This is a genomic window from Rhodococcus sp. A14 (genome assembly GCF_011603105.1).
In the GTDB taxonomy this organism is placed as follows: domain Bacteria; phylum Actinomycetota; class Actinomycetes; order Mycobacteriales; family Mycobacteriaceae; genus Rhodococcus_F; species Rhodococcus_F opacus.
In genome coordinates, this window is sequence record NZ_JAAOQS010000049.1 from 37,705 (window position 1) to 63,686 (window position 25,982).

At 68.5% G+C, this 25,982-nt stretch carries 25 protein-coding genes and 1 riboswitch; of the genes, 15 read left to right on the plus strand and 10 right to left on the minus strand.

Annotated elements, in window-relative coordinates:
- Window positions 1–20: 20 nt before the first annotated feature.
- Entirely contained in the window at window positions 21–623 is a 603-nt protein-coding gene (locus tag G9373_RS24020) for a TetR/AcrR family transcriptional regulator (RefSeq protein WP_167117081.1), read from the minus strand.
- Window positions 624–692: 69 nt separating this feature from the next.
- On the opposite strand from G9373_RS24020, the gene G9373_RS24025 reads away from it, so the two are divergent.
- Window positions 693–1,640 carry a DMT family transporter gene (locus tag G9373_RS24025; protein WP_065491674.1) on the plus strand — a complete coding sequence of 316 codons (948 nt, stop codon included), beginning with the start codon at window positions 693–695 and terminating at the stop codon, window positions 1,638–1,640.
- A gap of 2 nt (window positions 1,641–1,642) precedes the next feature.
- Here G9373_RS24025 and G9373_RS24030 read toward each other — a convergent pair whose 3' ends face one another.
- The 4 genes from G9373_RS24030 to G9373_RS24045 all read right to left on the minus strand — a co-directional run bounded on the left by G9373_RS24030 (window position 1,643) and on the right by G9373_RS24045 (window position 5,988).
- The gene (locus tag G9373_RS24030; protein WP_133986725.1) at window positions 1,643–3,292 is read right to left on the minus strand and encodes a cytochrome bc complex cytochrome b subunit; all 1,650 of its coding nucleotides are present in this window, start codon (window positions 3,290–3,292) and stop codon (window positions 1,643–1,645) included.
- 29 nt (window positions 3,293–3,321) lie between these two features.
- Window positions 3,322–4,464 carry a ubiquinol-cytochrome c reductase iron-sulfur subunit gene (locus tag G9373_RS24035; protein WP_005573193.1) on the minus strand — a complete coding sequence of 381 codons (1,143 nt, stop codon included), beginning with the start codon at window positions 4,462–4,464 and terminating at the stop codon, window positions 3,322–3,324.
- Window positions 4,461–5,312, minus strand: a complete 852-nt coding sequence (locus G9373_RS24040) for a cytochrome c (RefSeq protein WP_005247712.1) — start codon at window positions 5,310–5,312, stop codon at window positions 4,461–4,463. The genes G9373_RS24035 and G9373_RS24040 overlap by 4 nt, the downstream gene beginning before the upstream one ends.
- A gap of 64 nt (window positions 5,313–5,376) precedes the next feature.
- Window positions 5,377–5,988 carry a heme-copper oxidase subunit III gene (locus G9373_RS24045; protein ID WP_005260123.1) on the minus strand — a complete coding sequence of 204 codons (612 nt, stop codon included), beginning with the start codon at window positions 5,986–5,988 and terminating at the stop codon, window positions 5,377–5,379.
- A 127-nt stretch (window positions 5,989–6,115) separates the two neighbouring features.
- Between G9373_RS24045 and G9373_RS24050 the strand changes: the two genes are divergently transcribed.
- On the plus strand, window positions 6,116–6,586 hold the full coding sequence (locus tag G9373_RS24050; protein ID WP_005573196.1) for a hypothetical protein: 471 nt from the start codon (window positions 6,116–6,118) through the stop codon (window positions 6,584–6,586).
- 43 nt (window positions 6,587–6,629) lie between these two features.
- Complete coding sequence (gene trpD, locus G9373_RS24055) at window positions 6,630–7,718, plus strand: anthranilate phosphoribosyltransferase (protein WP_043793439.1); 1,089 nt, start codon at window positions 6,630–6,632, stop codon at window positions 7,716–7,718.
- A 9-nt stretch (window positions 7,719–7,727) separates the two neighbouring features.
- On the opposite strand, the gene G9373_RS24060 is transcribed toward trpD, so the two are convergent.
- Together G9373_RS24060 and G9373_RS24065 are read right to left on the minus strand one after the other, a co-directional pair.
- Window positions 7,728–8,003, minus strand: coding sequence for an Lrp/AsnC ligand binding domain-containing protein (locus G9373_RS24060; protein ID WP_005247708.1), 276 nt, complete (start codon window positions 8,001–8,003; stop codon window positions 7,728–7,730).
- A complete protein-coding gene (locus G9373_RS24065; RefSeq protein ID WP_054247637.1) occupies window positions 8,000–9,766 on the minus strand; it encodes a DEDD exonuclease domain-containing protein in 1,767 nt (588 codons plus the stop codon). The genes G9373_RS24060 and G9373_RS24065 overlap by 4 nt, the downstream gene beginning before the upstream one ends.
- Before the next feature lie 456 nt (window positions 9,767–10,222).
- A riboswitch (cyclic di-AMP (ydaO/yuaA leader) is annotated at window positions 10,223–10,387 on the plus strand.
- A gap of 14 nt (window positions 10,388–10,401) precedes the next feature.
- On the opposite strand from G9373_RS24065, the gene G9373_RS24070 reads away from it, so the two are divergent.
- From G9373_RS24070 to G9373_RS24085, 4 genes are all read left to right on the plus strand, one after another.
- Complete coding sequence (locus tag G9373_RS24070; RefSeq protein WP_029537328.1) at window positions 10,402–10,947, plus strand: NlpC/P60 family protein; 546 nt, start codon at window positions 10,402–10,404, stop codon at window positions 10,945–10,947.
- A gap of 378 nt (window positions 10,948–11,325) precedes the next feature.
- The gene (locus G9373_RS24075) at window positions 11,326–12,378 is read left to right on the plus strand and encodes a C40 family peptidase (protein WP_082359815.1); all 1,053 of its coding nucleotides are present in this window, start codon (window positions 11,326–11,328) and stop codon (window positions 12,376–12,378) included.
- A gap of 49 nt (window positions 12,379–12,427) precedes the next feature.
- Complete coding sequence (locus G9373_RS24080; RefSeq protein WP_167117083.1) at window positions 12,428–13,789, plus strand: hypothetical protein; 1,362 nt, start codon at window positions 12,428–12,430, stop codon at window positions 13,787–13,789.
- 43 nt (window positions 13,790–13,832) lie between these two features.
- Window positions 13,833–14,960, plus strand: coding sequence for a glycosyltransferase family 4 protein (locus tag G9373_RS24085; RefSeq protein WP_005573205.1), 1,128 nt, complete (start codon window positions 13,833–13,835; stop codon window positions 14,958–14,960).
- A 60-nt stretch (window positions 14,961–15,020) separates the two neighbouring features.
- On the opposite strand, the gene G9373_RS24090 is transcribed toward G9373_RS24085, so the two are convergent.
- The gene (locus G9373_RS24090) at window positions 15,021–16,832 is read right to left on the minus strand and encodes a long-chain fatty acid--CoA ligase (RefSeq protein WP_054247641.1); all 1,812 of its coding nucleotides are present in this window, start codon (window positions 16,830–16,832) and stop codon (window positions 15,021–15,023) included.
- A gap of 168 nt (window positions 16,833–17,000) precedes the next feature.
- Between G9373_RS24090 and G9373_RS24095 the strand changes: the two genes are divergently transcribed.
- The 6 genes from G9373_RS24095 (at window position 17,001) to G9373_RS24120 (ending at window position 21,555) form a co-directional block, all read left to right on the plus strand.
- Window positions 17,001–17,375 carry a polyketide cyclase / dehydrase and lipid transport gene (locus G9373_RS24095; protein WP_167117086.1) on the plus strand — a complete coding sequence of 125 codons (375 nt, stop codon included), beginning with the start codon at window positions 17,001–17,003 and terminating at the stop codon, window positions 17,373–17,375.
- A 151-nt stretch (window positions 17,376–17,526) separates the two neighbouring features.
- Window positions 17,527–17,964 (plus strand): SRPBCC family protein, encoded by a 438-nt coding sequence (locus G9373_RS24100; protein ID WP_005247694.1) that lies wholly within the window; start codon window positions 17,527–17,529, stop codon window positions 17,962–17,964.
- On the plus strand, window positions 17,961–19,202 hold the full coding sequence (locus G9373_RS24105) for an ArsA family ATPase (protein ID WP_080606193.1): 1,242 nt from the start codon (window positions 17,961–17,963) through the stop codon (window positions 19,200–19,202). The genes G9373_RS24100 and G9373_RS24105 overlap by 4 nt, the downstream gene beginning before the upstream one ends.
- Complete coding sequence (locus G9373_RS24110) at window positions 19,199–19,600, plus strand: hypothetical protein (protein ID WP_005260157.1); 402 nt, start codon at window positions 19,199–19,201, stop codon at window positions 19,598–19,600. Before G9373_RS24105 ends, G9373_RS24110 begins: the two co-directional genes overlap by 4 nt.
- 52 nt (window positions 19,601–19,652) lie before the next feature.
- Window positions 19,653–20,666 (plus strand): ROK family protein, encoded by a 1,014-nt coding sequence (locus G9373_RS24115; protein WP_005573209.1) that lies wholly within the window; start codon window positions 19,653–19,655, stop codon window positions 20,664–20,666.
- Window positions 20,667–20,796: 130 nt separating this feature from the next.
- Window positions 20,797–21,555 (plus strand): lysophospholipid acyltransferase family protein, encoded by a 759-nt coding sequence (locus tag G9373_RS24120; protein WP_005260161.1) that lies wholly within the window; start codon window positions 20,797–20,799, stop codon window positions 21,553–21,555.
- Between the two features lie 13 nt (window positions 21,556–21,568).
- Here the strand turns inward: G9373_RS24120 and G9373_RS24125 are convergent, their stop codons facing one another.
- The gene (locus G9373_RS24125; RefSeq protein ID WP_167117089.1) at window positions 21,569–22,891 is read right to left on the minus strand and encodes a glycosyltransferase 87 family protein; all 1,323 of its coding nucleotides are present in this window, start codon (window positions 22,889–22,891) and stop codon (window positions 21,569–21,571) included.
- A 67-nt stretch (window positions 22,892–22,958) separates the two neighbouring features.
- Here G9373_RS24125 and G9373_RS24130 point away from each other — a divergent pair, with 67 nt between their 5' ends.
- Both G9373_RS24130 and G9373_RS24135 read left to right on the plus strand, forming a co-directional pair.
- Window positions 22,959–23,450, plus strand: coding sequence for a polyadenylate-specific 3'-exoribonuclease AS (locus tag G9373_RS24130; protein ID WP_005260165.1), 492 nt, complete (start codon window positions 22,959–22,961; stop codon window positions 23,448–23,450).
- A 42-nt stretch (window positions 23,451–23,492) separates the two neighbouring features.
- On the plus strand, window positions 23,493–24,878 hold the full coding sequence (locus tag G9373_RS24135; RefSeq protein WP_005247669.1) for a 3-deoxy-7-phosphoheptulonate synthase class II: 1,386 nt from the start codon (window positions 23,493–23,495) through the stop codon (window positions 24,876–24,878).
- Window positions 24,879–24,921: 43 nt separating this feature from the next.
- Here G9373_RS24135 and G9373_RS24140 read toward each other — a convergent pair.
- On the minus strand, window positions 24,922–25,982 hold a 1,061-nt coding region (locus G9373_RS24140; RefSeq protein ID WP_167117093.1), incomplete at its 5' end, for a Stk1 family PASTA domain-containing Ser/Thr kinase.

Consider the following 25,982-nt stretch of genomic DNA (forward strand, 5'->3'; position numbering starts at 1 on the left):
CCTCCGCTTTGTCGTCGGCCCTAGCCGGCCGGGTCCGCCGCGGCGGCGAGGAGTGCCGCCGCCTGATCGGACGCGAGTCGTACCGCCTCCGGAAACACGTGCAATCCGTGCGAGACCAGGGCACCTTCGTGGAGCAGCATGATGGTGCGCGCGAGTGTCTCCGGATCGCGCACCGACGCGTCCCGGCACACCCCCGTGAACAGGTCGAGCATCCACCGTTTCTGGCCGATGATGACCGCGTACGCCGGATGTGACGGGTCGCTGATCTCAGCGTGCGCGTTGACCATGCTGCACCCTTTCGCGCTGTTCTCCGCGGTCCACTCCCCGGACGCGTCGAAGATCGCCGTCAGGCGCCGCTCGGGGGAGTCGCCGACGGTGTCGAGGTGGACTGCGAGGAATGCCCGCCACCGCTCGTCCCGGTCGGCGAGGTACTCGACCACGATCTGTTCCTTCGATCCGAAACGGTCGTAGAGCGTCTTCTTCGTGACGCCGGCCTCGGCGGCGATGAGATCCACGCCGACCGCGTGAATTCCCCGCTCGTAGAAGAGGCGGCCGGCCGCGTCCAGCGCTCGCCTCGCTCTCGGGGTCAGTGCGACGCGTCGCGGTGACGGCACAGAATCCATGACAAAAGTATACAGATCGGTATAGGTTGAAGAGGTATACCGATCTGTTTACTTGGGTGGTGGTCAGTTGTGAATGCGTTTCTCGCCGTGCTGTTCGTCGTGTGCTGGAGCTCCGGCTTCATCGGGGCCAAACTCGGCGCCGGGGACGCATCCCCTCTGACGGTTCTGACCTGGCGGTTCCTGCCACTCGCCCTGGCACTCGCCCTGGCGGCCGCGCTGTTCGACCGCGCACGGTGGCGTGGACTCGGGTCCCGTGCGTTCGGTCGTCAGGTGACGGTCGGCGCGCTGTCGCAGACCGGATATCTGCTGACCGTCTACCAGGCGATCGGGCTCGGCGTCTCGACCGGTACCACCGCGCTGATCGACGGCACCCAGCCCCTGGTCGTCGCCGTACTGGCCGGCCCGCTGCTGGGGCAGTACGTCGCGCCCCGGCAGTGGTGGGGGCTGCTGCTGGGACTGGCGGGGGTCGTGATCGTCACCGCAGGCGACGCCACCTCTGGGTCCGGTGTGTCGTGGTGGGCGTATCTCGTGCCGTTCGCCGGGATGCTGTCGCTGGTGGCCGCGACCTTCCTGGAGAGTCGCTCACCGACCGACACCGACCCCGTCGTGTCCATGACCGTGCACTGCGCGACCAGTGCCGTGCTCTTCACCGCCCTCGCCGCGTGCGCCGGACAGGTGTCGCCACCGCCGACGGCATCGTTCTGGTGGTCGGTGGCCTGGTTGATCGGCCTGTCCACGTTCGGCGGCTACGGCCTGTACTGGCTCGTGCTGCGTCGGAGCGGGGTCACCCGGGTCAATGCTCTGATGTTCCTGATGGCACCGGTGACGGCGATCTGGGGGACCGTGATGTTCGGCGAGCCGTTCGGAATCCTCACCGCGCTCGGTCTACTTCTGGGACTCGGGGCGGTCGCGCTCGTGTTCCGCGCACAGCCGCGGGGGAGGGGAGCGGGCAAGCCCACAGACGAGCAGAGCCCCGAACCGGAAGTGGTTCGGGGCTCTGCTCGGTTGCGGAGGTGAGGCTAGTGGGCCTCGCCGTTGCCGGACGATCCGTTGCCGGAAGTCGACGAACCGTTACCGTGGGCGCGGTCCTGGTACTCCCGCAGCATCGTGAGCTGCTCGTGCTCGCCGTGGTGCAGGGCGTGCTCGAGAGCCAGGCTCTCCTCGACCGGGTCGGCCGTGACGAGGCTGCCGGAACCGGGCTTGCCAGCGGAACCGAGCTTGTTCATCTTCTTCGGGACGGTCGCACCCTGGTACTCGAGCGGGATCGGATGACCGTGGTCGTCGACCGGGCCGAGCGGCTGGTGGATCTCGATGTACTGACCGTTCGGCATCCGCTTGATGATGCCGGTCTCGATGCCGTGCTCGAGGACCTCACGGTCGCTGCGCTGGAGACCCAGGCAGAACCGGTAGGCCACCCAGAAGGCGATCGGAGGCAGCAGCACCATGCCGATGCGGCCGATCCACGTCATCGCGTTCAGCGAGATGCTCAGGTGGTACGCGATGATGTCGTTGATGCAGGAGATCGTCAGGACGGCGTAGAACGCAATCGCCATCGCACCGATCGCGGTACGCACCGGAACGTCACGCGGACGCTGCAGCAGGTTGTGGTGAGCGTCGTCCTTCGTCAGGCGCTTCTCGATCCACGGGTAGGCGATCAGCACCGTGAACACCAGACCCATGATCAACGCGACAGCGAACACCGACGGAATGGTGTAGCGGTCGAACAGGTAGATGTCCCATGCCGGCCACAGACGGGCCAGGCCGTCCGTCCACATCATGTAGATGTCGGGCTGCGAACCGGCCGACACCTGCGACGGGTTGTAGGGGCCGATGGTCCAGACCGGGTTGATCTGCAGCACGCCACCCATCACGGCCAGAACACCGAACGTGATCGCGAAGAACGCACCCGACTTGACGGCGAACACCGGGAGGATGCGCACACCCACGACGTTGTTCTCCGTGCGGCCGGGGCCGGGGAACTGCGTGTGCTTCTGGTACCAGACGAGCGCGAGGTGACCGGCGATCAAGGCGAGGATGATGCCCGGGAACAGCAGGACGTGCGCGACGTACAGGCGCGGGATGATCAGGTCGCCGGGGAAGTCGCCGCCGAAGATCAGCCAGTGCATCCAGGTGCCTGCGATCGGGATGCTCAGCGTGATGCCGGAGAACGCGGCGCGCAGGCCCGTGCCGGACAGCAGGTCGTCGGGGATGGTGTAGCCGAAGAATCCCTCGAACATCGCCAGGATCAGCAGCAGGCAGCCGATGACCCAGTTGGCCTCACGCGGACGCCGGAAGGCGCCGGTGAAGAAGATGCGCATCAGGTGCACGACGATCGACGCCGCGAACATCAGCGCGGCCCAGTGGTGGATCTGACGGACGAACAGGCCGCCACGGACCTCGAACGAGATGTTCAGCGTGGTCTCGTACGCGCGGGACATCGTGACGCCGCGCAGGGGCTCGTACGCACCGTTGTAGACGACGTGCGCCATCGACGGATCGAAGAACAGGGTCAGGTAGACACCGGAGATCAGCAGGATAATGAAGCTGTACAGCGCGATCTCGCCGAGCAGGAACGACCAGTGGGTGGGGAAGACCTTGTTGATCTGCCGCCGCATTCCCGCTGCGAGGTGGTAGCGCGAGTCCATCGCTTCGGCCTGGCCGGTGGCCATCGCGCTCAGTTTGGACGGTTTGTTGTCGGTCACGGTCGACGCTCCCAAAATGCCGGGCCGAGAGCTTCGATGTAGTCACCCGTTGTGACTAGGAAACCCTCTTCGTTCACTGTAATAGGCAACTGCGGAAGTGCACGAGCGGCCGGACCGAAAATCGGCTTTCCGTAGGTCAGCGCATCGAACTGCGACTGGTGGCACGGGCAGAGGATTCGGTTGGTCTGCTGTTCGTACAGGGAGGTGGGGCAGCCGAGGTGGGTGCAGATCTTCGAGAAGGCGAAGTAGTCGCCGTAGTTGAAGCTCTCCTGGCCCTTGCGCTTGGTGACCCATGCCGCGTCCTCCGTGCGGAGGCGGATGAGCATGGTCGCGTTACGGATGCCGCGCAGCGCCTCGAGCAGCGCGTCGTGGTCGCCGCGATCGGACTCACGGAACGGGAACACCGTTTCCATGGCGCCGGCGTCCAGGTCTTCCGGGCGAACGAGGACGACGTCCTCGGGGCGACCGGTGTCGCGGCGCAGGTAGATGGTTTCACCCTCGTAGCGGGGGGTCCATCCCGACACCCACAGCGGGGAGTCGTCGCGCTTGGCCCACGGGTTCTTGATCAGACCACCGAGGGGCATGACGGACATGATGCCGAGGGCACCGCCGCCGAAGATGAGGGTGCGCTTGAGGAGCTTGCGGCGTCCCAGCGTCGACGTGTCGAACGAGTCGCCGAGTTCCGCGACGATCGTCTTGCGGTCGACCTCGGACGATCCACCGTCGTGGCGGTCCTGGATGGACACCTCTTCGGGGATGAACTTCTTGGTGAACTGCACCGCACCGACACCGAGGCCGAGGATGGCCAGACCCATGGTGAGGCCGATCAGGGGCGTGTACAGGCTGTAGGCCGAGTAGTGCTCCTCGCCGGCGCCTGCGTACTCCCAGGGCCAGAAGAGGTAGATCGCGATGAACGCGATCGCGGAGATGCCGGAGAGGGCGAACCAGAAGGCGACCGACCGCTCGGCGCGCTTCTCGGCCTTCGTCCCCGGAACCGCCCAGCGGTTGCGGCGGAACGCGACGTCGACATGGTCGAGGTTGGTTCCGAGCTCGACCAGTTCGTCGCGGCTCAGGTTCTCGAGTTCTGCATCCGTGTACTTCTTTGGCGTGGCGCCGCCCGGCTGGCCAGCGTCGCTCATGACCTTGCTCCGATCCACAGTGCTGCACCGACGACAGCGATGATTCCGATGACCCACATGGCCAAGCCCTCGGAGGCGGGACCGATGCCGCCGAGTCCGTAGCCGCCGGGCTGCTTCGTCTCGCCTGACGACTTGATGTAGGCGATGATGTCCTTCTTCTCCTCGAGGGTCAGCTGACGGTCCGAGAACTTGGGCATGTTCTGCGGGCCGGTGACCATCGCGGTGTAGATCTGCTGCTCGCTGGCCGGGTCGAGGACCGGCGCGTACTTACCGGACGAGAGTGCACCGCCGCGTCCGGTGAAGTTGTGGCAGGACGCGCAGTTGAGGCGGAACAGTTCGCTGCCGCGTCCGATGTCGCCACCGCGCAGCGAAGACTGGGCGACCTCGCCGTTCTCGTCACGAATGACCGTGGGGCCGCCGCCGTTGGCCTGGACGTACGCGCCGATGGCGTCCGTCTGCTCGGCGTCGAACTTGACGGGCTTGCGCTCGACCTGGGCTTCGTTACGCGAGGCAGGCATGCGTCCCGACGACACCTGGAAGTAGACGGCGGCCTCGCCGACACCGATCAGGCTCGGGCCGCGGTCCTGCACACCCTGCAGGTTCGCGCCGTGGCACGTGATGCACGAGGTGTCGTACAACTGCTTGCCCTCGCGGATCAGTGCTGCCTGATCGTCGGTGGCGGTGGCCACCTGCGGGGTCGGCGTCAACGCGGACGCGAGGAAACCGGCGCTGACCAGTCCCATCATCAGGACCAGGGCGCCCGTGACGCGCCTGCGGAGCTTCCGCTGGCGGCGTGCCTTCGCGGCAGACGCTGTGGTATCGGATGCGGGAGGGGGGGATGAACTCATCTGTATCCCTTTGGTATGTCGGGACGGACTGGACGTCAGGGGGCTGCCTGGGGCGTTCAGCTGATCAACGGATGAAATAGATCGTGGCGAACAGACCGATCCACACGATGTCGACGAAGTGCCAGTAGTACGAGACGACGATGGCGGCGGTGGCCTGGGCGGGCGTGAACTTGCTGACCTTGGTGCGGGCGATCAGGAAGACGAACGCGATGAGGCCGCCGATCACGTGCATGCCGTGGAAGCCGGTGGTCATGTAGAACACCGAGCCGTACACGCTGCTGGAGATCGAGGTGCCGTGCTCGACGAGGTGGATGTACTCGTAGGCCTGTCCGAGGACGAAGAACGTGCCCATCGCCAGGGTCAGGAGGTACCACCGGCGGAGGCCGAAGACGTCGCCGCGCTCGGCCGCGAACACACCCATCTGGCAGGTGAACGACGAGGCGATCAGCACCAGCGTCACCGGTACGGCGAGGAACAGATTCAGCTCGGTCGGCTCCGGCGGCCAGTTCCCATTCGCCTGCGCTCGCGCCACGAAATACATGGCGAAGAGCCCTGCGAAGAACATGAGCTCACTTGACAACCACACGATGGTGCCAACGCTGACCATGTTAGGTCGGTTCAGCGAGTGCACGCGTTGGGTGATTGCTGATCCTGAAGTCCCTACTGCGCTCGTCACAGACAGAAGTATGACGCTTCGTCGTAAGAGACGACTACCCGGGTCCACCCTCGGCGCGTCGATGCGCCCCGCTTGTCCGATTCTCCCTGCTGACAGCCCTGGTGGCGGACCGTGAAAGGGTGGAGCCATGCGCTCTCGTGACAACAGTACGGGGTGGCTGCGGAGGCTGTTCGGCAGTCGGCAACCGGCCCCTCTCGATCAGGATCGGCACGACCTCGTGGTCGTCGCCTCGAGCTTCGACGACGTGGAGGCGTGCTCGACCGCTCTCGACCGCGCCGCCGCCGAGAAACCGCGGTGGGACGCCGACGCGGAAGCGGTGCTGCGGCACCATCTGCGGCTGCCCGCGTCGTCGGTGGCCGACGCCGTGTCGATCGCCGCCCAGGACGGCTACCGACCGCAGAATCCGCACGGGCCGGCATCCCCCGGCGAGGACGGTGCGACGGTCGGACTCGTGCTGCAGCGAGTCCAGATCCTCGACGCGCTGCACTGTTCTCAGGAACGGTCGAGAATGGCCGGGCTGGCGCAGCGACTCGGTGGCTCGGTCGACGGCTGGGACGCGACGCAACCGGCGCGCGAGTCCGATCCGTCCGGTGACTAGGCTTCCAGGACCGGATCCGCCACTAGTACAAGGGGACACGACGATGCAGAGCCCGACTGCTCAGGGGACGAACGACGGTGTGCGGCCGGCACGCACGTGGCCGTCGGTCCTCGGCACGCTCACCGACGGACGTGACCTCTCGGTGGACGAGGCGAAGTGGGCGATGGACGAGATCATGTCCGACAACGCCACGTCCGCGCAGATCGCGGCGTTCGGTGTCGCCCTGAAGATGAAGGGCGAGACACCGGAGGAGTTGCGCGGACTGGCGGACTCGATGCTCGGGCACGCGCGCAAGGTCCCCGTCGACGACGACGTCGTCGACATCGTCGGAACCGGAGGTGACCGATCCAACACCGTGAACATCTCCACGATGGCGTCACTCGTGGTCGCGGCGTCCGGCATTCGCGTCGTCAAACACGGAAACCGGGCGGCGTCCTCCAAGAGCGGCGGGGCGGACGTTCTCGAGGCGCTCGGGGTGAAGATCAATCTCGGTCCCGACGAGGTGGCCCGCTGCGTCCGGGAGGTCGGCATCGGTTTCTGCTTCGCGCCGGTGTTCCATCCCGCCCTGCGCTTCGCCGGCGCGCCGCGCAAGGAGATCGGCATCCCGACCGTCTTCAACGTGCTCGGACCGCTCACCAATCCGGCGCGTCCGCGGGCCGGCCTCATCGGCTGCGCGTTCCCGGGCCTGATCTCGGTGGTGGCCGGTGTGCTCGCGCAGCGCGGCAACTCGGCGCTCGTGGTGCGGGGTGACGACGGCCTGGACGAGTTGACGACGTCGACGACGTCGACCGTGTACATCGTGGCGGACGGGGCGGTGACCACCCGTCAGCTCGATCCCCGGGACATCGGGATCGCGCGGGTGTCGCTCGACGAACTGCGCGGCGGCGATGCCGAGGTGAACGCGGCGGTGGCGCGGCGACTCCTCGCCGGTGAGACCGGACCCGTCCGCGACGCGGTCCTCCTCAACGCCGCGGCGGCGATCGCGGCGTACCGGGGACTCGGCGGCCGCACGCTCGAAGACGCGTTGTCGGACGGACTCTCGACGGCGGCACAGTCGATCGACAGTGGAGCGGCCGCGACGCTGCTCGCGCGGTGGGCCGAACTCACGTCGGGCCTTTCCGCCAGCAAATAGCCGGCGGAACTATTCGCCGATCGAGAAGCCCGCTTCGACGTCGGCGCTGGAGTAGGACTGGAACGCGATGTGCGTCGCCGTCCGGGAGACGCCGTCCACCTTGTTGATTCCCTCGGTGACGACCTCCGCGATCTTCGCGTGGTCCCGGACCCGCACGATCGCGATCAGGTCGACGTCGCCTGCGCAGGAATAGACCTTGTCGACGCCCTCGATGTCGGCGACCGCCTGAGCGGTCTCCGGGATGCGGTGGGCTTCGGCGTGGATCAGGACGATGGCGTTGATCATGATCGCCAGCCTAAGCGGTGGTCGGCGGAACTCGGCGCGGGTGGTCGGGTCTCGGCGTCCCGTGTCGACGCGCTGCCCGCTCGCGCGAGTGCGCACCACTCGGACCAGGATCCGGCGCCCCGTGCGGGCTCGCACCAGCCCGCGGAGGCGCTGACGATGCGGGTGTCCTCCTGGTCGAGCCAGCGCGCCAGCAGCCCGGCCTCCTCGGGGGACGCGCCGCGAAGCGGAGTTGCGTCGGGAACGACGGTTTCGGCGGTGAGAACGAGCGCATCGACCACCGGCATCGGATGGATTCCGCGCCGGGCGCAGCCCGCGGACGCGAGTCGCCCGGAACGGATCACCGCGAACTCCCAGCCGCCGGTGACGGCCGGGCGAGCGGCCACGAGCTGATCGAGGGCGGTGAGGGCGGCCAGGCGCTGCATTCTGCGCAACGCGAGGACGACCTCCGCGGTGCGATCACGCAGGCGTGCGGCGTTCTCGAACAACTCGCCGGCGGCCAGCTCCTCCACCCGTGCGCGCATGCGGTGCAGCGGGGCGTCGTCCAGGCCGCGCAGGAACTGCCGGAAGAGTTCCGGCCCGGGACGGTAGGCGTCCTCCGTCATGCGGTCGTGGACGGACGCCGGGCAGCGTCCGAGCTCGCGGGGCGGGCACTGCGGACCGTGCTCCCTTCCCTTCGGGATGCGGCTCGTGCACGTCCGGAGAATGCAGTACTCGGCGAGGACGTCGGCGACGTCGACTGCGGTCGAGCGGGACCGGAACGGACCGAGCGAGTCGGCGGCCGGGGTACGCACCACCGACAGCCGGGGGAATGCCTCCGCGGTGAGCGTGATCCACCAGCCGCGTTTCGGGTACTTGGACCTCCGGTTGTACGGCGGCGTGTGCGCGGCGAGCAGCCGGAGCTCGCGCACACCGGCCTCGAGCGCATGCGCGCACTCGACGTGGTCGATCCGGGTGGTCAGGGCCACCATCTCCTTCATCCGTCCACGCGTCTCGGAGCCGGTGAAGTAGTTGCGCACCCGCCGGCGCAGATCGGTCGCCGTGCCGACGTAGAGGACCTCGTCGGACGGTCCGCGGAACAGGTAGACGCCGGGAGCGTGGGGGAGATGGCTTGCGAGTGAGCGTTTCGCCCGCTGGTGTGAGGAGACGTCGGGCAGGTAGTCGACGAGTTCGGTGAGACTGTGCACCCCCTGATTGCCGACCCTCGCGATCAGGGCGTGCAGGACGTCGACGGTGGCACGGGCGTCGTCGAGTGCCCGGTGGGTCGGAGTGGTCCCGACGTCGAACAGCCGGGCCAGCGACGACAGCTTGACGGACGGCGCTTCGTCGCGGCTGAGGACGCGCCTGGCCAGTTTGACGGTGCAGAGCACGGTGAACTTGGGCCAGGGGGTGTCGGTGGCGGACGCCGCGGCTTTGAGGAAGCCCGTGTCGAACGGGGCGTTGTGCGCGACGAGCACGGCCCCGCGTGCGAACTCCAGGAACGCCGGCAGCACTCGCTCGATCCGCGGGGCGTCGATCACCATGGCGGTGGTGATGCCGGTGATCTCCACGATGTGCGGCGGGATGGACCGTCCCGGGTCGACGAGAGTGGCCATTTCGGCGATCACCTCGCCTCCGCGGATCTTCACGGCGCCGATCTCGGTGATGGCGTCCTCACCCGGCCGTGCACCGGTGGTCTCGAGATCGACCACCACGAACGTGGTGTCCCGCAGTGGGGTGTCGAGCTCGTCGAATCTCAGCTGTTCGGGTACACCGGGGACACTCACGGATCGGAGCGTATGGACGGGCACCGACAGAACCGCCCGGAGAGCCCGGAGAGACGAGGATCACACTGCCCGTCTCGGGCGGCGGTCGCGGGCGGTGCGAGGGGCGGCCGCGGGGCCGCGAACGAGGGATTCGCATGGTGCGGCGGTCGGTTGCGGCGGGTCCGGCGCGTGCCGCGGGTTCGGTCCGCGGCACCCCGTTGAACAGCAGGAACACGGCGTGGGGAGGAATCGGGGAGTCGTGAGGGTCCGCGAAATGCCCACTCCCGCTGTCGGAAAGAGATCGGAAACAAACCGCTTGTTATCCAGTCGTTACCGAATGTGGGTATCGCGCGCCCGCAAAGCCGGAATCGGCCCAAACGGACACTTTCCGCGTGTTCCGGTCGACATCGGGGTATTCCATTTCGTAACCTTCCTGAGACCTAGCGGAGTCTCGCAGCCCCAACACCGGGGCAGCATCGCTAGTCACCGCCTAATCGGCCACTCGCGAGAGCGGTCGTACCGGGAACCCAAGTTTCTACTGGGGTGAATCCCGCCGGGACGTCCTCACGCACCGGTGGGTAGGGCTGATCTTCCCAGCCCGAACCCGTCAGCTAACTCGGTCGGCGGATGAATGGAAGAAACGGAGTACCCCTTTCGTGGCGTCACAAGTTTCCAAGCGGAATGTGCGACGGGCAGTCGTCGCCGGCGCGCTCGCAGTCGGAGCGCTCACCGCTACCGCGGCCCCCGCGGCCGCAGATCCCGTCACCATCCCCGGAGTCGGAACTTTCGAGATCCCGGGTGTCGTCATCCCGCAGATCCCCGGTGTCCCGAACCTCCCCGCGCCCCCGGCGCCGGCCAGCACCGCAGGTGACAAGGCCGTTCAGGCTGCTCAGACCAAGCTCGGCTCGCCGTACGTCTACGGCGCCGCCGGCCCCAACTCGTTCGACTGCTCCGGCCTGGTGCAGTGGGCGTTCAAGCAGGCCGGACTGAATCTGCCGCGCACCAGCTACGCGCAGGCAGCGGCAGGCACTCCCGTGTCGCAGTCCGATCTCCGCCCCGGCGACGTGGTCTCCTTCTACGGCGGATCGCACTCGGGCATCTACGCCGGCAACGGCAACGTGATCCACGCCTCCACCGAGGGTCAGCCCGTCAAGTTGGCGCCCATCGCGTCCATGCCTTTCGACGGCGCACGCCGCTACTGATCCACACACGAGGCGAGGCATCCACCGAGTCGAGGGCGGGGATGCACGGGGTAGCTTCGTAGGATCTCGCACGACCACCGAGGGTGGGTTCGAATCACGATTCGAACCCACCCTCGATGTCGTTGCGCCCCAGGCAGACAGCGAGTCGTCCACTCGCCGGTGGTCCCCGCCACCCGTTCGTGACATGGGTGGACACAAACGTATGCCATTCCGTAACCTATCCGAGACCTTGCGAAGTCTTGTCGCGCCAACCGGGCGGCAACGCGGGTCACCACCTCTTCGGCACTCCACGGTCGCCTCGGCCGCGGAAATCCCTGAGCCGCGCATCGGACACCCGACCCGGCTGGTGGAGATCGACGATCGGAGAACTGCATTTCCGTGGCCTCACACAAGATGAAGCGCTCCCTGGGCAGCGTGCTGACAGCCGGCGTGCTGTCGGTGGCGCTCGTGTCGCTGCCCGCGATCCAGGCAGGTGCAGACCCGGTCACCACCAACCCGACCGAAGCGCTGACGAAGCTCGGTGACCTGTCCCGGCAGTCCGAGCAGACGTCGGAAGCACTCCACAACGCGCAGATCGATCTCGAGGCCAAACAGTCGGCGCAACGCGACGCCGACGCCAAGCTTGCGGCCGACCAGAGTGTGCTCGACGCCGCCAACGCGCGCGTCGCCGTCTTCCAGCCCGTGGTGAACAAGCTCGCCACCGCCAACTACCAGGGCGCACGGACCAATCGCCTCTTCGCCGTGATGGTGAGCGATTCGCCGCAGCAACTCCTGGACCAGATGTCCGCTCTGGACGCCATCTCCAACGACACCCGCAATCAGGTCGCGCAATTCCAATCGGCCACGTCGGAAGCCACCGAGGCGGCCGAGGCGTCGAAGAAGTCCGCTGATGCCGCGCGGTCCGCGACCGAGCAGGCCAAAGCCGTGAGCGACGACCTGCAACGCAAACAGAGCGACCTGCAGGCGCAGATCGCCGACGTGATCAAGGCATTCGGAGATCTCACCGGCGCCGAACGCGACCAGCTGGCGGGGACGCCCTTCCCGCCCGGCTTCGACCCGAACACGATCCTCGCGCACCTCACCCCCGGCTCGGGCACGAGCGCGCTGCAGGCAGGCATGACCCGCATCGGCGACCCGTACGTGTGGGGCGCCACCGGTCCGGACGAATTCGACTGCTCGGGACTCGTCGTGTGGGCGTACAAGCAGATCGGCAAGACGCTGCCGAGGTCCAGTCAGGCGCAGGCCAGCGGCGGCACCCCGGTGTCCCGCGACGCCCTGCAGCCCGGCGACGTCGTCCTCTTCTACAACGACGCGTCCCACGTCGGCCTCTATGCCGGAAACGGCAACATTCTCCACGCCTCGACGTTCGGTGTTCCGGTGAAGATCGAGTCGATGGCGAAGTTCCCCTTCTACGGGGCGCGCCGCTACTGACGGCGACCGTCCGACGGCGGCGCCCGGGCGTGCTCATACACTCACCGGCGTGCCCGCTTCAGACCCGTCTCCCGCAACGGATCCGACCTCGCGCCGTCCGGCGCGCCCGTGGGAGCTGGCCGCACTGGCCGGACTCGTTCTCGCCGTCGTCGTCGTACTCGCACTGACCGGGTTCTCCCGGACCGAGCGGGCCGCCGACGGAGCCGTCGGCACCGTGCAGGCCGACGCCGAGGCGCGTGCGGCAGCCGTCCAGACGCTCCTCGACACCTGGGCGTCGGCCGTGCGGACGAACGACGCGGCCCGGTTGTCCGGTCTGATGGATCGGGCGGCGGCACCGGGATTCCTGGCCGCCGAGACGCGGCGGGCGGGCAACGTTGCCGGGGTGGAATTCTCGGACTGGGGCTACGAGATCGCCGAGGGAGCCGAGACGGCGGTGCCGTCGAGTCTCGTCGACGCGATCGGGGCCGACGAGGTGTGGGCCCCCGCCGTGCAACTCCGCTACGCGATCGCGGACGAGAGTCCCACCCGCAAACCGGTGGCTCTCGTCGTCGCCCGGCGCGGCGACCGCTGGGCACTCGTCAGCGACAGCGCCACCGTGGACGGCGAGCGGCGGACCTGGCGCGGACCGTGGGATTTCGGACCCGTCGTGTCGCGCCGCGTCGAAACCGGTGACGGGCGGACGTCGGTGGTGCTCGGACATCCCGAGAACGCCACCATGGTCGACCGGCTGGCGGACGAACTCCCCGCCGCCGTCGTCAACGCCACCCAGCTGTGGGGTTCGAACTGGGCGGGCCGCGCGCTCGTGTGGGTCGCGGGATCGCAGGACGAGTTCACGGCTCTCGTCGGGCCGAATCACGACGGACGCGACATCGCCGCCGTCGCCATCTCGGACGCCGTCGACCCCGACGCCGCCACGGTCACCGGACAGCGAATCGTGTTCAGCCCCGCGTCGGCGGACCGGCTGACCGAGATCACCCGGCGGGCGATCCTGCGGCACGAGCTGATCCACGTGGCGGCACGCGCCGAGACGGTGGACCGCTCGCCGATGTGGGTGCTGGAGGGCTACGCGGAGTACGCGGCCTACCGGGGGACCGGCGAGGCCGAACGGCAGATCGCGCCGGCACTGACCGCGCAGGTGGGTGCCGAGGGTCCGCCGACCGACTTCCCCGAGGACACCGACTTCTCCGGGTACGGACAACGCGGTTCGGTCGCCTACGAGACGGCGTGGTCGATCAACGCCTTCGTCGCGGAGCAGTACGGCGAATCGAGGCTGACCGAGCTGTACCGGACGCTGGCTTTGGGAGAGGCCGATCCGGAAACGGTCGACGGGCGGCTGTCCGACGTCCTCGGCGTCGACGCCGATCAATTCCGCGACCGCTGGACCGACTGGGTGGGTGCTCACCTGGGGTGACCCTGCGTCCGTCGCCGCACGGTCCACCGCCTACGGTGATCACATGCGCCGAACCCTGTTGGTGACGAACGATTTTCCGCCGCGACCCGGCGGAATTCAGTCGTACCTGCACACCTTCGCCAAGCACCTGCCCGCCGACGACCTGGTCGTCTACGCCCCGCGCTGGCGCGGCGACTCGCACATCAAGTTCGATGCGCGGCAACCGTTTCAGGTCGTCCGGCACCCCACCACCTTGATGGTGCCCACCCCGTTCGTCGCCCGCCGTGCCGCCACGTTGCTCGCCGAACACGACTGCACGGGCGTCTGGTTCGGCGCAGCCGCCCCGCTCGCGCTGCTGAGTTCGACGCTGCGCCGCGCCGGGGCGGAACGGGTGGTCGCGAGTACCCACGGGCACGAGGTCGGCTGGTCGATGCTCCCCGCCGCGCGCCAGGCCCTGGGACGGATCGGCGACCGGACCGACGTCGTCACGTATGTCAGCCGATACACGAGGGGCCGCTTCGCGTCCGCGTTCGGCGCGAGTGCCGCGCTCGAACACCTGCCGCCGGGAGTCGACACCGACCTGTTCACCCCGGACAGCGGCGCGCGGGCCGAACTGCGGTCCCGCTACGGGCTGGGGGAGCGGCCGACGGTCCTGTGCCTGTCCCGTCTCGTGCCCCGCAAGGGCCAGGACATTCTCATCAAGGCGCTCCCGGGCATCCGCGAGCACATCGACGGCGCCGTGCTCGTGATCGTCGGCGGCGGCCCCTACGAGGACCGCCTGCGCTCGCTCGCGCGCTCGGTCGGGGTGGAGGACCACGTCGTGTTCACGGGCACGGTGCCGTCCGCCGAGCTGGCGGCGCACCACACGATCGCCGACGTGTTCGCGATGCCGTGCCGCACGAGGGGCGCGGGACTCGACGTCGAGGGCCTCGGCATCGTCTTCCTCGAGGCGTCCGCCACCGGTGTGCCGGTCGTCGCCGGACAGTCCGGTGGCGCCCCGGAAACGGTGCGGCAGAACGAAACCGGCATGGTCGTGGACGGCACGTCGGTGGCCGAGGTGGCGCGTTCGGTGATCTCGGTCCTGTCGGACCGCGACCGCGCGGCCGCGATGGGGGCGGCCGGCCGCGAATGGGTCAGGGCGGAGTGGCGATGGGACGTGCTCGCCGCCAAGCTCCAGGCACTGCTTGCATGACCGCTCGTGAGTACTTGTCAACCGCCCGCGGTTGACAAGTACTCACGAGCCCGGAGGGCACTACTTGGCGTAGATGGCGGCGATGTCGTCGGCGAAGCTGTCGTGCACCACGTTGCGCTTGAGCTTCATCGTCGGCGTGAGCTCGCCGGTCTCCTCCGTGAAGTCGACGGGCAGGACCCGGAACTTCTTGATGGCCTCCGCGTGCGACACGAGCTTGTTGGCCTCCGCGACGGCCTCGTCGATCTCGGCCGTGAGGTCGGCGTCGGCGAGCAGATCCGCGACCGTCGTGCCTGCGGGCTTGCTGTTGCGCTCGTTCCACGCGGGCAGCGCGTCGGCGTCGATGGTGATCAGCGCGCCGATGAAAGGCTGCTGGTCTCCGACGACGATGGCCTGGCTGATCAGCGGGTGCGCACGCAGGTGATCCTCGAGCTGGGCGGGGGAGACGTTCTTGCCGCCCGCTGTGACGATGATCTCCTTCTTGCGGCCGGTGATGGTGATGTACCCGTCCGCGTCGACCGATCCGAGGTCGCCGGTGTGGAACCAGCCGTTCTCGATCGCGTCGGCGGTCGCGTTCTCGTTGCGCCAGTAGCCGCTGAAGACGACCGGCCCCGACAGCAGGATCTCGCCGTCGTCGGCGATGCGAACGGAATTGCCCGCCAACGGCTTGCCGACCGAGCCGACCTTCTGCTCGCCGATCGTGTTGACCGCGAACGCCGCGGACGTCTCGGTGAGGCCGTAGCCCTCGTAGATCGTGATGCCGATGCCGCGGAAAAAGTGGCCGAGGCGGGCGCCGAGCGGGGCGCCGCCGGAGATCGCCAGCTGGCACTTGCCGCCGAGCGCCGCCCGCAGCTTCGAGAACACCAGCTTGTCGAACAGCGCGTGCTTGGCCTTGAGCACCAGCCCCGGCCCGCCCTTGTCCTGAGCCTCGCTCCAGGCGATAGCCGTCTCGGCGGCGGCGTCGAAGATCTTGCCCTTGCCCTCGCCGTGGGCCTTGGCGCGGGCGCTGTTGTACACCTTCTCGAACACACGCGGCACGGACAGGATGAAGTCGGGGCGGAATTCGCCGAACGTGGGGACGAGGTTCGGGATGTCGCTGGTGTGTCCGAGTGCGGCGCCGGCGTCGAACGACGCGATGCTGACGGCGCGCGCCAGGACGTGCGCCATCGGCAGGAACATCAGGGTGCTGACGCCGGGCGTCTTCAGCAGGGTGCCGAGACTGGAATCGAGGATGCCCTTGGACTCGGCGATGAGGTTGGAATGCGTGAGCTGGCAGCCCTTGGGCCTGCCGGTGGTGCCGGAGGTGTAGATGAGGGTGGCCGGATCGCTCGACTTCAGCGCGGCCACGCGGGCCTGGACTTCGGAGTCGGGCACGTCGGCGCCCAGTTCGGTCAGTTCCTCGACGACGCCACGGCCGCCGTCGGACACCTCGATCTGGTAGACGCCGCGGAGCGCGGTCGCCTCGGCCGCGACGGCCTTCACGGTTGCCGCGTGCGTCGCGTTCTCGACGACGAGATCGATCGCGGCGGAGTCCTCGAGGATCCACCGGACCTGCTCGGCGGAGGACGTCTCGTAGATCGGGACGGTGACGCCGCCCGCTGCCCAGATCGCGAAGTCGACGAGGGGCCACTCGTACCGGGTGGCCGACATCAGTGCCACCCGGTCGCCCTGCTGGACGCCGAGGGCGATGAGACCCTTGGCGACCGCGGTGACCTGAGCCGCGAACTCGGCGGCCGTGACGTCGGTCCAGCGTCCGCCGATCTTGCGCTTGTACACGACCAGCGTCGGGTCGGCCGCGGCGTGGGCGAACACCGAGTCGACCGCGGACGCGTCCTCCGCGATCGTGAACGACTGTGGCGCGCTGAACTCGGGCACGAAAACCTCCGACACTGAAGATACTGACGAGTAGGATTGTCGTCCCAACTTTAGACCTTCCCCCGCCCGGCCTGCTTCCAGGCCGAAGAAGCGTGGTCAGAGCCCTGCCGGCGAGGTGCTGCGGAACCCCGCGGCCACCGCCGGCAGCGGTATGTGAAGCTAGTCGCCGTGAGCAGCATTCAGGTCGCAGACCAGACGTTCATCGCGGCCCCACCACAGCAGGTCGCGGCGGCGATCGCCCCGCCGGCCCGCTGGCGCCGGTGGTGGCCCGATCTCACTCTCGCCGTCCGCGAGGACCGGGCCGAGAAGGGCATCCGGTGGACGGTGGCCGGACCCCTCACCGGAACGATGGAAGTGTGGCTCGAGCCGGTGCTGGACGGGGCGATCGTCCACTACTTCCTCCACGCCGAACCGGCCCGCAGCGAGGGCACCCCCGATCTGGCCGTACTGAACCGTCGCAGGCGCGTCGAGGGAAAGGTCATGTCCTTCGAGGTGAAGAAGGAACTCGAGGCCGGTCGCGCTGCGGGAGAACCGCCGTCCTGAGGCAGATCCGGCCGCGCGGCGGGGTCGGCATTGTGTCAGGGCGCCGAGATCGTGTGTGATAGTCGGGCACAACACAGACATACGACACCGGTAACGGCGTGGCCCCGCGATCGACGAGCGGGTCGGCCAGGCGAAAGGAAGCGTTCACTCCATGCCCGAGAGGACCAAGAGGTCGATCAGTATCGAGGCGCCGCCCGCCCGGGTGATGGATGTGATCGCCGACTTCGACGCGTACCCGGCGTGGGTGGCCGCAGCGAAGTCCGTCGAGGTCATGGAACCCGGACAGGGCGGCCGGGCCGACCGGGTGCGGTTCGTGCTCGACGCGGGCATGGTCAAGGACACGTACGTACTCCGCTACGACTGGGCTCCCGACGGCAAATCGGTCAGCTGGGAGCTCGAGTCCGGTGAGATCCAGAAGTCGCAGTTCGGTTCGTACGTTCTGGAGGACGAGCCGGGCGGCGGCACCACCGTCACATACGAGCTCACCGTCGACCTCACCATTCCGATGATCGGCCTGTTCAAGCGCAAGGCGGAGAAGGCGATCACCGACACCGCGCTCAAGGAACTCAAGAAGCGGGTGGAAGGCTGAGCAGCGAGGGTCGTGCCGGACCTGCGCGGGTCCAGTTCTTCGTAGGGAAGGGGGGCGTCGGGAAGACGACGCTTGCGGCCGCGACGGCGCAGGCGGCCGCAGAGGCGGGAAACCGGACTCTCCTCGTCTCCCTCGACCAGGCGCACTCCCTCGCCGATGTGATCGGGATCGCCGCCGCCCGGGACCTCGTGTCCGTCACCGACACCCTCGACGTGCTCGAACTCGACACCCTCACGTTGCTCGAGAACAGATTCCGGAGTCTGGCAGCGGTTCTCGCCGCCGCCGGATCGCACGACCACGGTGCCCAGCTGTCGGCGCTCGAACCGGAGGAGCTGACGGGGCTTCCCGGCGTGCAGGACGTGCTCGGGCTGCGCGAGATCGTCCGGTTCGCCACCGAGGGCGACTACGACGCCGTCGTGGTCGACTGCCCGCCCACCGCGGACTGCCTGCGGACGCTCGCCGCGCCTGCGATGGCCCTCGAGTACATCGAGCGGGTGTGGCCGCAGCACCGCCGCATCGTCGCGCTCCTGGGTTCCGATCCGCGCCTCGTCATGCTGGTGACGCTGATCGAACAGGTCGTCGCCGCGGTCGGCGAGGTCCGGGAGATGCTCGCGAACCGGGCGAAAACCACTGTGCGACTGGTGACGACGCCGGAGCGGGTGGTGCTGACGGAGACCCGGCGCACCGTGGCGGTGGCAGCGCTGTCCGGCCTGCGCATCGATGCGATCCTCGTGAACAACCTTCTGCCGCACTTCGATTCGCCGGCAGGACACGACGATCCCGGTGTGGCATGGTTGATCAGGCGGCGAGCTCTGCAGCAGCGGGTGCTCGCCGAGCTGACCGCCTCCGCGGGCGCCACGGTGATCCTCTCGGTGACCCGGTCGGTGACGGAGCCGGTAGGGTGGGCCGATCTCGGCGGAATCGCCCGGGAGTTGTATGCCGACGACACGGACGCGGTTGCGGTGTTGGGGAAGAACCCGCCTGCAGTGCGGGTGGGGCTGGAATCGGGGGCCGGTGTGGATTCTGTGTACACGATGCGGATGTATCTTCCGCTCGTGAACCCGTCGACCCTCACGTTGGGTCGAGTGGAGGACGACTTGGTCGTGGGAGCTGAAGGGGTGCGCCGCCGGGTCCGCCTCGCCTCGGTCCTGCGCCGGTGCGTCGTCGCGGGCGCAGAACTCGACGGAAGCGATCTGGTCGTGCGCTTCACGCCCGACCCGCAGGTGTGGCCGGTATGAACGACGACCACGCGCAGCTGGTGGCCGAGCTGCGGGCGCTCGCCGAGACCGCACTGGACCGTCTCGAGCCGATTCTCCAGCGCGCGGCGGCGCCGCACGCCCCGGCGGACGCCGAGGGTGGGGTGCCCGGAACCGGGCAGTGGTCGGGGTGCACGTGGTGCCCGGTGTGCGCACTCGCGGCCCTGATCCGCGGTGAGCAGCACGATCTCGTGACCCTGCTCGCCGGCCAGGCGTCCGTGCTGATCGCGGTGCTGCGGCAGGTCCTCGACGAGCATGCCGTTCACGACACCCCGGACCCCGGCGGCCCCGACACTCCGGAACCCGGCCCGGGCGGTGGAACGCCCGAACCGGACGGCGGCTCGGCGTTCGAGCCGATCACGGTCACCATCAAGCATTGAGTGTGCTCTGCGCGGACCGGATCGCCGGACTCGTGCACGTCGGCGATCCGGCATGGGCACAATCATCTCCATGAGCACAGGCACGGGCAGCGAACGTGGCGGCAGCGCGGCGCTGACCATCGGCATCGACGTGGGTGGAACGAGCATCCGTGCGTCGGTGGTCGACTCGGCCGGTGAGGTGCTCGATTCGCTCCAGTCGCCGACCCCGGCGTCGGCGAAGGCACTCGAGAACGGCCTGGACCGCGCGGTCCGGGAGCTGTCCGCGCGGCACGACGTCGCCGCGGTGGGGCTGGCGGTCGCCGGGTTCATCACGCCCGACCGCACGACGGTGCGGTTCGCGCCGCATCTGCCGTGGGTGGGTGCACCCGTCGGCCGGGACCTCGGGCAGCGTCTCGGTCTGCCGGTGATCCTCGAGCACGACGTGAACGCGGCGGCCTGGGCCGAGCACCGGTTCGGTGCGGCCGCAGGCGGCCGGAACGTGGTGATGCTCGCGATCGGCACGGGTATCGGCGCGGCGCTCCTCGCGGACGGCCGGCTGTACCGCGGCAGCCACGGCGTCGCACCCGAACTCGGCCACATCCAGGTGGTCCCCGACGGGCGCCCGTGCGCGTGCGGCAAACACGGCTGCTGGGAGCGGTACTGCAGCGGGACGGCCCTCGTCGACACCGCGATCGAACTTCTGGCCGCGGATCCGGCGACGTCGACCGTCCTGGCGCGGGAGGTGGCGGTCGATCCCGGTGCGCTGACGGGCCGGCGGATCGCGGGCGCGGCACAGGACGGCGATCCACTGGCACTGGAGACCATGCGGGAGTTCGCCCGTTGGCTCGGCGTCGGCCTGGCGCTCATCGGGGACGTGTACGACCCGGATCTCGTCGTGATCGCCGGTGGGGTCGCGAGTTCCTCACCGCTGTTCATCGACGAGGCCCGCGAGCACTACGCGGCGCTGACGACGGGGGCCGGGCACCGGCCGCTCGCCCGCATCCGGCCTACCCAACTGGGGGAGGCGGCGGGCATGATCGGAGCGGCGGAACTCGCTCGGGCCGTCCTGCCCGATCGGGTGGGTTGACGTCCGGCCTACTGCTGTAAACCCGCAGAGTGTGATGCTGTGCGGGGCTCCCGGGCGTGTGTAGCGACCCTCACCCACCCGAAGTAGAGTCGACCCGAACGAAGCTTGGGTTGTGAACGGGAGGGACGCCATGTGGTACTGGCTCTTCAAGTACGTGTTTTTGGGGCCGGTTCTCTGGGGGCTGGGTAGGCCGACCGTGGAGGGTACGGAGAACATTCCGGCGGAGGGTGGCGCCATATTGGCGAGTAACCATCAGGCCGTGCTGGATTCGTTCTTCCTGCCGTTGCGTGTGCCGCGGAGGATCACTTTTCTCGCCAAGAGCGAGTACTTCACCGGGACGGGACTCAAGGGCGCTTTCCAGCGCTGGTTCTTCTCGGTGGTCGGCCAGGTGCCGATCGACCGGACGGGCGCCGACGCCGCGCAGGACGCATTGAACGCCGGGTTGCGCGTCCTCTCGCAGGGCAAGCTGCTCGGCATCTACCCGGAGGGCACCCGGTCGCCCGACGGTCGCCTCTACAAGGGCAAGACGGGCCTGGCCCGCATGGCCCTCGAATCCGGTGTGAAGGTCATCCCGGTCGCCATGATCGGAACGGAGAAGGTCAACCCGATCGGCTCCCGGGTGTGGCGCCCTTCGAAGGTCACCATCCGCGTCGGTGAGCCCATCGACTTCTCGCGGTTCGAGGGCATGGGCGGCAACCGTTTCGTGGAGCGGGCCGTCACCGACGAGGTCATGTACAAGCTGATGAAGCTGTCGGGTCAGGAGTACGTCGACATCTACGCGGCGACGCTGAAGAAGAAGGCGCCCGCCGCCGACGCCTCGGTGGCCGATGTGGCGCCGGCGAGCGACGCGACCACCGTCACGCGACTGCCGGACACGCGGGCGAGCTGACCGCCGCGACCTCTCAGCCGACGGGGACGGTGAGATCGTCGGAGGTCTCCGACCGATCGTCCTCGTCGGACTGTGAGGGGCGGGTGCGGAACGCGACGATCGCGACCAGCACCACGGCGAGTCCCCACCACACGTACGACGACGCCAGGAACTGATCCCACAGATTCCAGTGGGTTCCGCTCCAGCGGCCCACCCCGAGTTTCCAGTGCGCGGCGAGCCTCACGACGACGACGCCGGCCACGGCCGTGACCGCCAGGCCGACACTTCGGCGGCGGTAGGCGAGGACCCCGAGCACGAGGATCACCGGCACCGACCACACCCAGTGGTGCGACCAGGACACGGGGGAGACGAGCAGTCCGAGAACGGCGTTGAGTCCCAGCGCGAGCGCGGTCTCGCCGGACCGGAGCGCCCGCGCCATCGCGAGAATCACGAGTGCGAGAACCACGACGCTCAGCAGCAGCCAGAACGGGGTGCGCACCGAGTCGCTCAGGCCGAGCCGGGCCAGCACACCGGTGATGCTCTGGTTCGCCGGATACGCCGGGGTGCCGATCCGATCGGAATCGAAGAGCGTGTGCGTCCAGTAGGTGACGGAGTCGTTCCACGTCGCGATCGCGCCCACTGCGCTGAACGCGAGGAAACTGACCCCGGTCACGACGGCGGAGCGGAAGTCCTTGCGCACCAGGAAGTACAGGATGAACACGGCGGGCGTCAGCTTCACCGCCGCCGCGAGGCCGATCAGCACGCCGCGCGGCCACGGCGTCTTCTTCGGCAGGCAGTCCGCGGCGACCAGCAGCATCAGCAGGATGTTGACCTGCCCGTAGTCCAGGGTCGACGAGACGGGTTCGAGGGCCATCGACACCGCGAGCGCACCGAGGGCAGTCCACACCAGCGTCGTGCGGGGTGCGATGCCCAGCGAGTCGAGCGTGACGACGAGAACACCGAACAACGCGATCAGCGACAACACCGTCACGACGGTCCCGGCAGTCGCCAGCGACACCGTCGACAGCGGACTGAAGACGACGGCGGCGAGCGGCGGGTACGTGAACGGCAGGAAGTTGCCCATCTGGGTGGCCGGCATCGACCCGTACAGGGTCGGGCCGTGCAGAAACACCGAACCGCCCAGGCGGTAGACGTCGAGATCCAGCCGGTAGTAACTGCCGAAGTCCCGCAGGCCGGGCAGGCCGAGCAGGTTGTAGGCGAATCCGATTGCGAGCCCGGCGAGGACGAGGACTCGGACGACGAGACCTCCGATGCGGAGATGCAGAGGCACCCGCGGGGGGTCGATCAGGTCCGCGACAGGGGCGGCGGACTGTCGACCGTCGGAGGTTGCGCGCACCGAGGCCTCCTTCACGAGGTAGGGGTGGATCCGGATGACGCCAACGGGTGAGGCATAGTTTGCGGGCGTGCGTTACTTCTACGACTGCGAGTTCATCGAGGATGGTCGCACGATCGACCTGGTGTCGATCGGGGTGGTCGCGGAGGACGGACGTGAATTCTACGCGGTGTCCACCGAGTTCGATCCCGACCGCGCGGGCAAGTGGGTGCGCAGGAACGTGCTGCCGAAGCTGCCGCCGCCGTCGTCGCCCCTCTGGAAGAGCCGCGCCCGCATTCGCGACGACCTCTACGCGTTCCTGATTCCCCGGCCCGGCATCGTCCCCGAACTGTGGGCGTGGGTGGCCGCCTACGACCACGTCGCCCTCTGCCAGTTGTGGGGGGACATGACGGAGCTGCCGCAGTCGCTGCCCCGGTACACGCGGGAACTCCGCCAGTACTGGGAGGAACACGGCAGCCCGGCGCTCCCACCTGCACCGGGTGACGCGCACGACGCCCTCGCCGACGCCCGGCACAACCTGGCGAAGTTCGAGGCAGTTCGAGCGGCGCGCTCACTCCGGTGACCTGACTCGCCATCGCTCCGGTCGAGCGAATATCCTGTATGGGTGAACTGGACTGTCGACGTGCCGATCGACCGCTTGCCCGAACTCCCGCCGCTGCCCACCGAGATGCGTGAGCGCCTCGATGCAGCGCTGGCCAAGCCCGCTGCCCAGCAGCCGCAATGGCCCGAGGGTCAGGCCGCCGCGATGCGGACCGTCCTCGAGAGCGTGCCACCGATCACGGTGGCCAGCGAGGTCGTGGCCCTGCAGGAGAAGCTGGCCCAGGTCGCGCGCGGCGAGGCGTTCCTCCTCCAGGGCGGTGACTGCGCCGAAACGTTCGCCGACAACACCGAGCCACACATCAAGGGCAACATCCGCACCCTGCTGCAGATGGCCGTGGTCCTGACGTACGGAGCGAGCCTGCCCGTCGTCAAGGTCGCCCGCATCGCCGGCCAGTACGCCAAGCCGCGGTCGTCGAACGTGGACGCCCTGGGCCTGCAGTCGTACCGCGGCGACATGATCAACTCCCTCGTCGCCGACGAGGCCGTGCGCGCCCACGACCCGTCGCGGCTCGTGCGGGCGTACGCGAACGCCAGCGCCGCGATGAACCTGGTCCGCGCGCTCACCGGCGCGGGCATGGCCGACCTGCACAAGGTGCACGATTGGAACCGCGAGTTCGTGGCGTCGTCGCCGGCCGGGGCCCGGTACGAGGCACTCGCCGCGGAGATCGACCGCGGGCTGCAGTTCATGAACGCCTGCGGCGTCACCGATCCCAGCCTGCACCACGCGCAGATCTTCGCCAGCCACGAGGCGCTCGTCCTCGACTACGAGCGCGCGATGCTGCGCCTCGACAACGACGACGACCACGCCAAGCTGTACGACCTGTCCGCTCACTTCCTGTGGATCGGCGACCGCACCCGTCAGCTCGACGGGGCGCACATCGCGTTCGCCGAACTCGTGTCGAACCCGATCGGCCTGAAGATCGGACCCAGCACCACACCGGAGATGGCGGTCGAATACGTCGAGCGCCTCGACCCCACCAACAAGCCGGGTCGCCTCACCCTGATCTCGCGCATGGGGAACAACAAGGTCCGCGACCTGCTGCCGCCCATCATCGAGAAGGTCCAGGCCACCGGTCACCAGGTGATCTGGCAGTGCGACCCGATGCACGGCAACACGCACGAGGCGTCCACGGGATACAAGACCCGCCACTTCGACCGCATCGTCGACGAGGTGCAGGGATTCTTCGAGGTCCACAACGGTCTCGGCACGTACCCGGGCGGCATCCACGTCGAACTCACCGGTGAGAACGTCACCGAATGCCTCGGCGGCGCGCAGGACATCTCGGACCTCGACCTGTCCGGTCGCTACGAGACGGCGTGCGACCCTCGCCTGAACACCCAGCAGTCCCTGGAACTGGCGTTCCTCGTCGCGGAGATGCTGCGCGGCTGATCGCCCGCATCATTCGGACCCTCACTGCCCTGCACCTGCGGGGTCAGGGCAGTGAGACCAGGGTGACCGTGCTCCCGGGCTTCACCAGATCGCCGCTGCCCGGGTTCTGGCTGATGACGAACGACCTGTCCGTGTCGGTCACCGAACGCACCTTGACGTCGAGTCCGAGACGGCTCAGTTCGTCCCGCGCGGATCCGACCGTCCGGCCCAGCATCGACGGAATTCGCACCGCATTCGACACACTCAACGTCACGCTGGTACCCGCATTGACGCGGGCGCCCGCCTTCGGGCTGGTGGCGATCGCGTCCCCGGCGGCGACGTTGCGGTCGAAGTCCGTGGTGACGTCCTGCACGACGATGCCCACCGCCTCGAGTGACGCGCGGGCCTCGGCTTCCGACATGCCCTTCACGTCGGGAACATCGACCGGCGGTGCACCTTTGCTGACGATCAGTTTGACCGTGGAACCGGTCGCGAGCTCGGTACCCGGTGCCGGGTCGAGTGCGGCCACCGCACCGATCGGGACCTTCGCGCTGAACGCCTGACCGCCGTCGACCGGGGTGAACGTGCGGTTCCGCAGTTCCTGCTCGATTCCGGCGCGCTCACCGCCCGCGGGCAGCGGCGGGACCGTCGGCCTCCCGAGGGAGACGAGAAGAGCCACCGTGCCGTCGCGGGAGATCCGCGAACCGCCGGTGGGATCGGTACCCAGCACCGTGTCGAGCGCAGCCGTGTCGGAATACTGCCCCCGGATCTCCGTCGACAGCCCGGCCGCTTCGATCGCCGTCACCGCCGCACCGCGATCGAGACCGTCGGTGGTCGGGACCGCGGTGAATCGGCCCGAACCCATCCACCAGCCACCGAAACCCACCGCCAGGGCGAGCATCAGGATCACGAGCAGCCACACGATCGTGGTCCGGCGCGACCGCTGCCGTTCGGCGGCGAAGTCGGGGTAGTGATAGCCGTCGTCGGGTTCGTCCTCCACCCCGAACGACGGTTCGTCGATCGGCGGGCGCGGAGTCTGGGTGGTGACGACCCGCGTGTGCTGGACACCGGGCTGCGCCGGTAGCGGGCTGGGCGGCGACAGCGGCGCGGCGGGGGGAAGGTGCA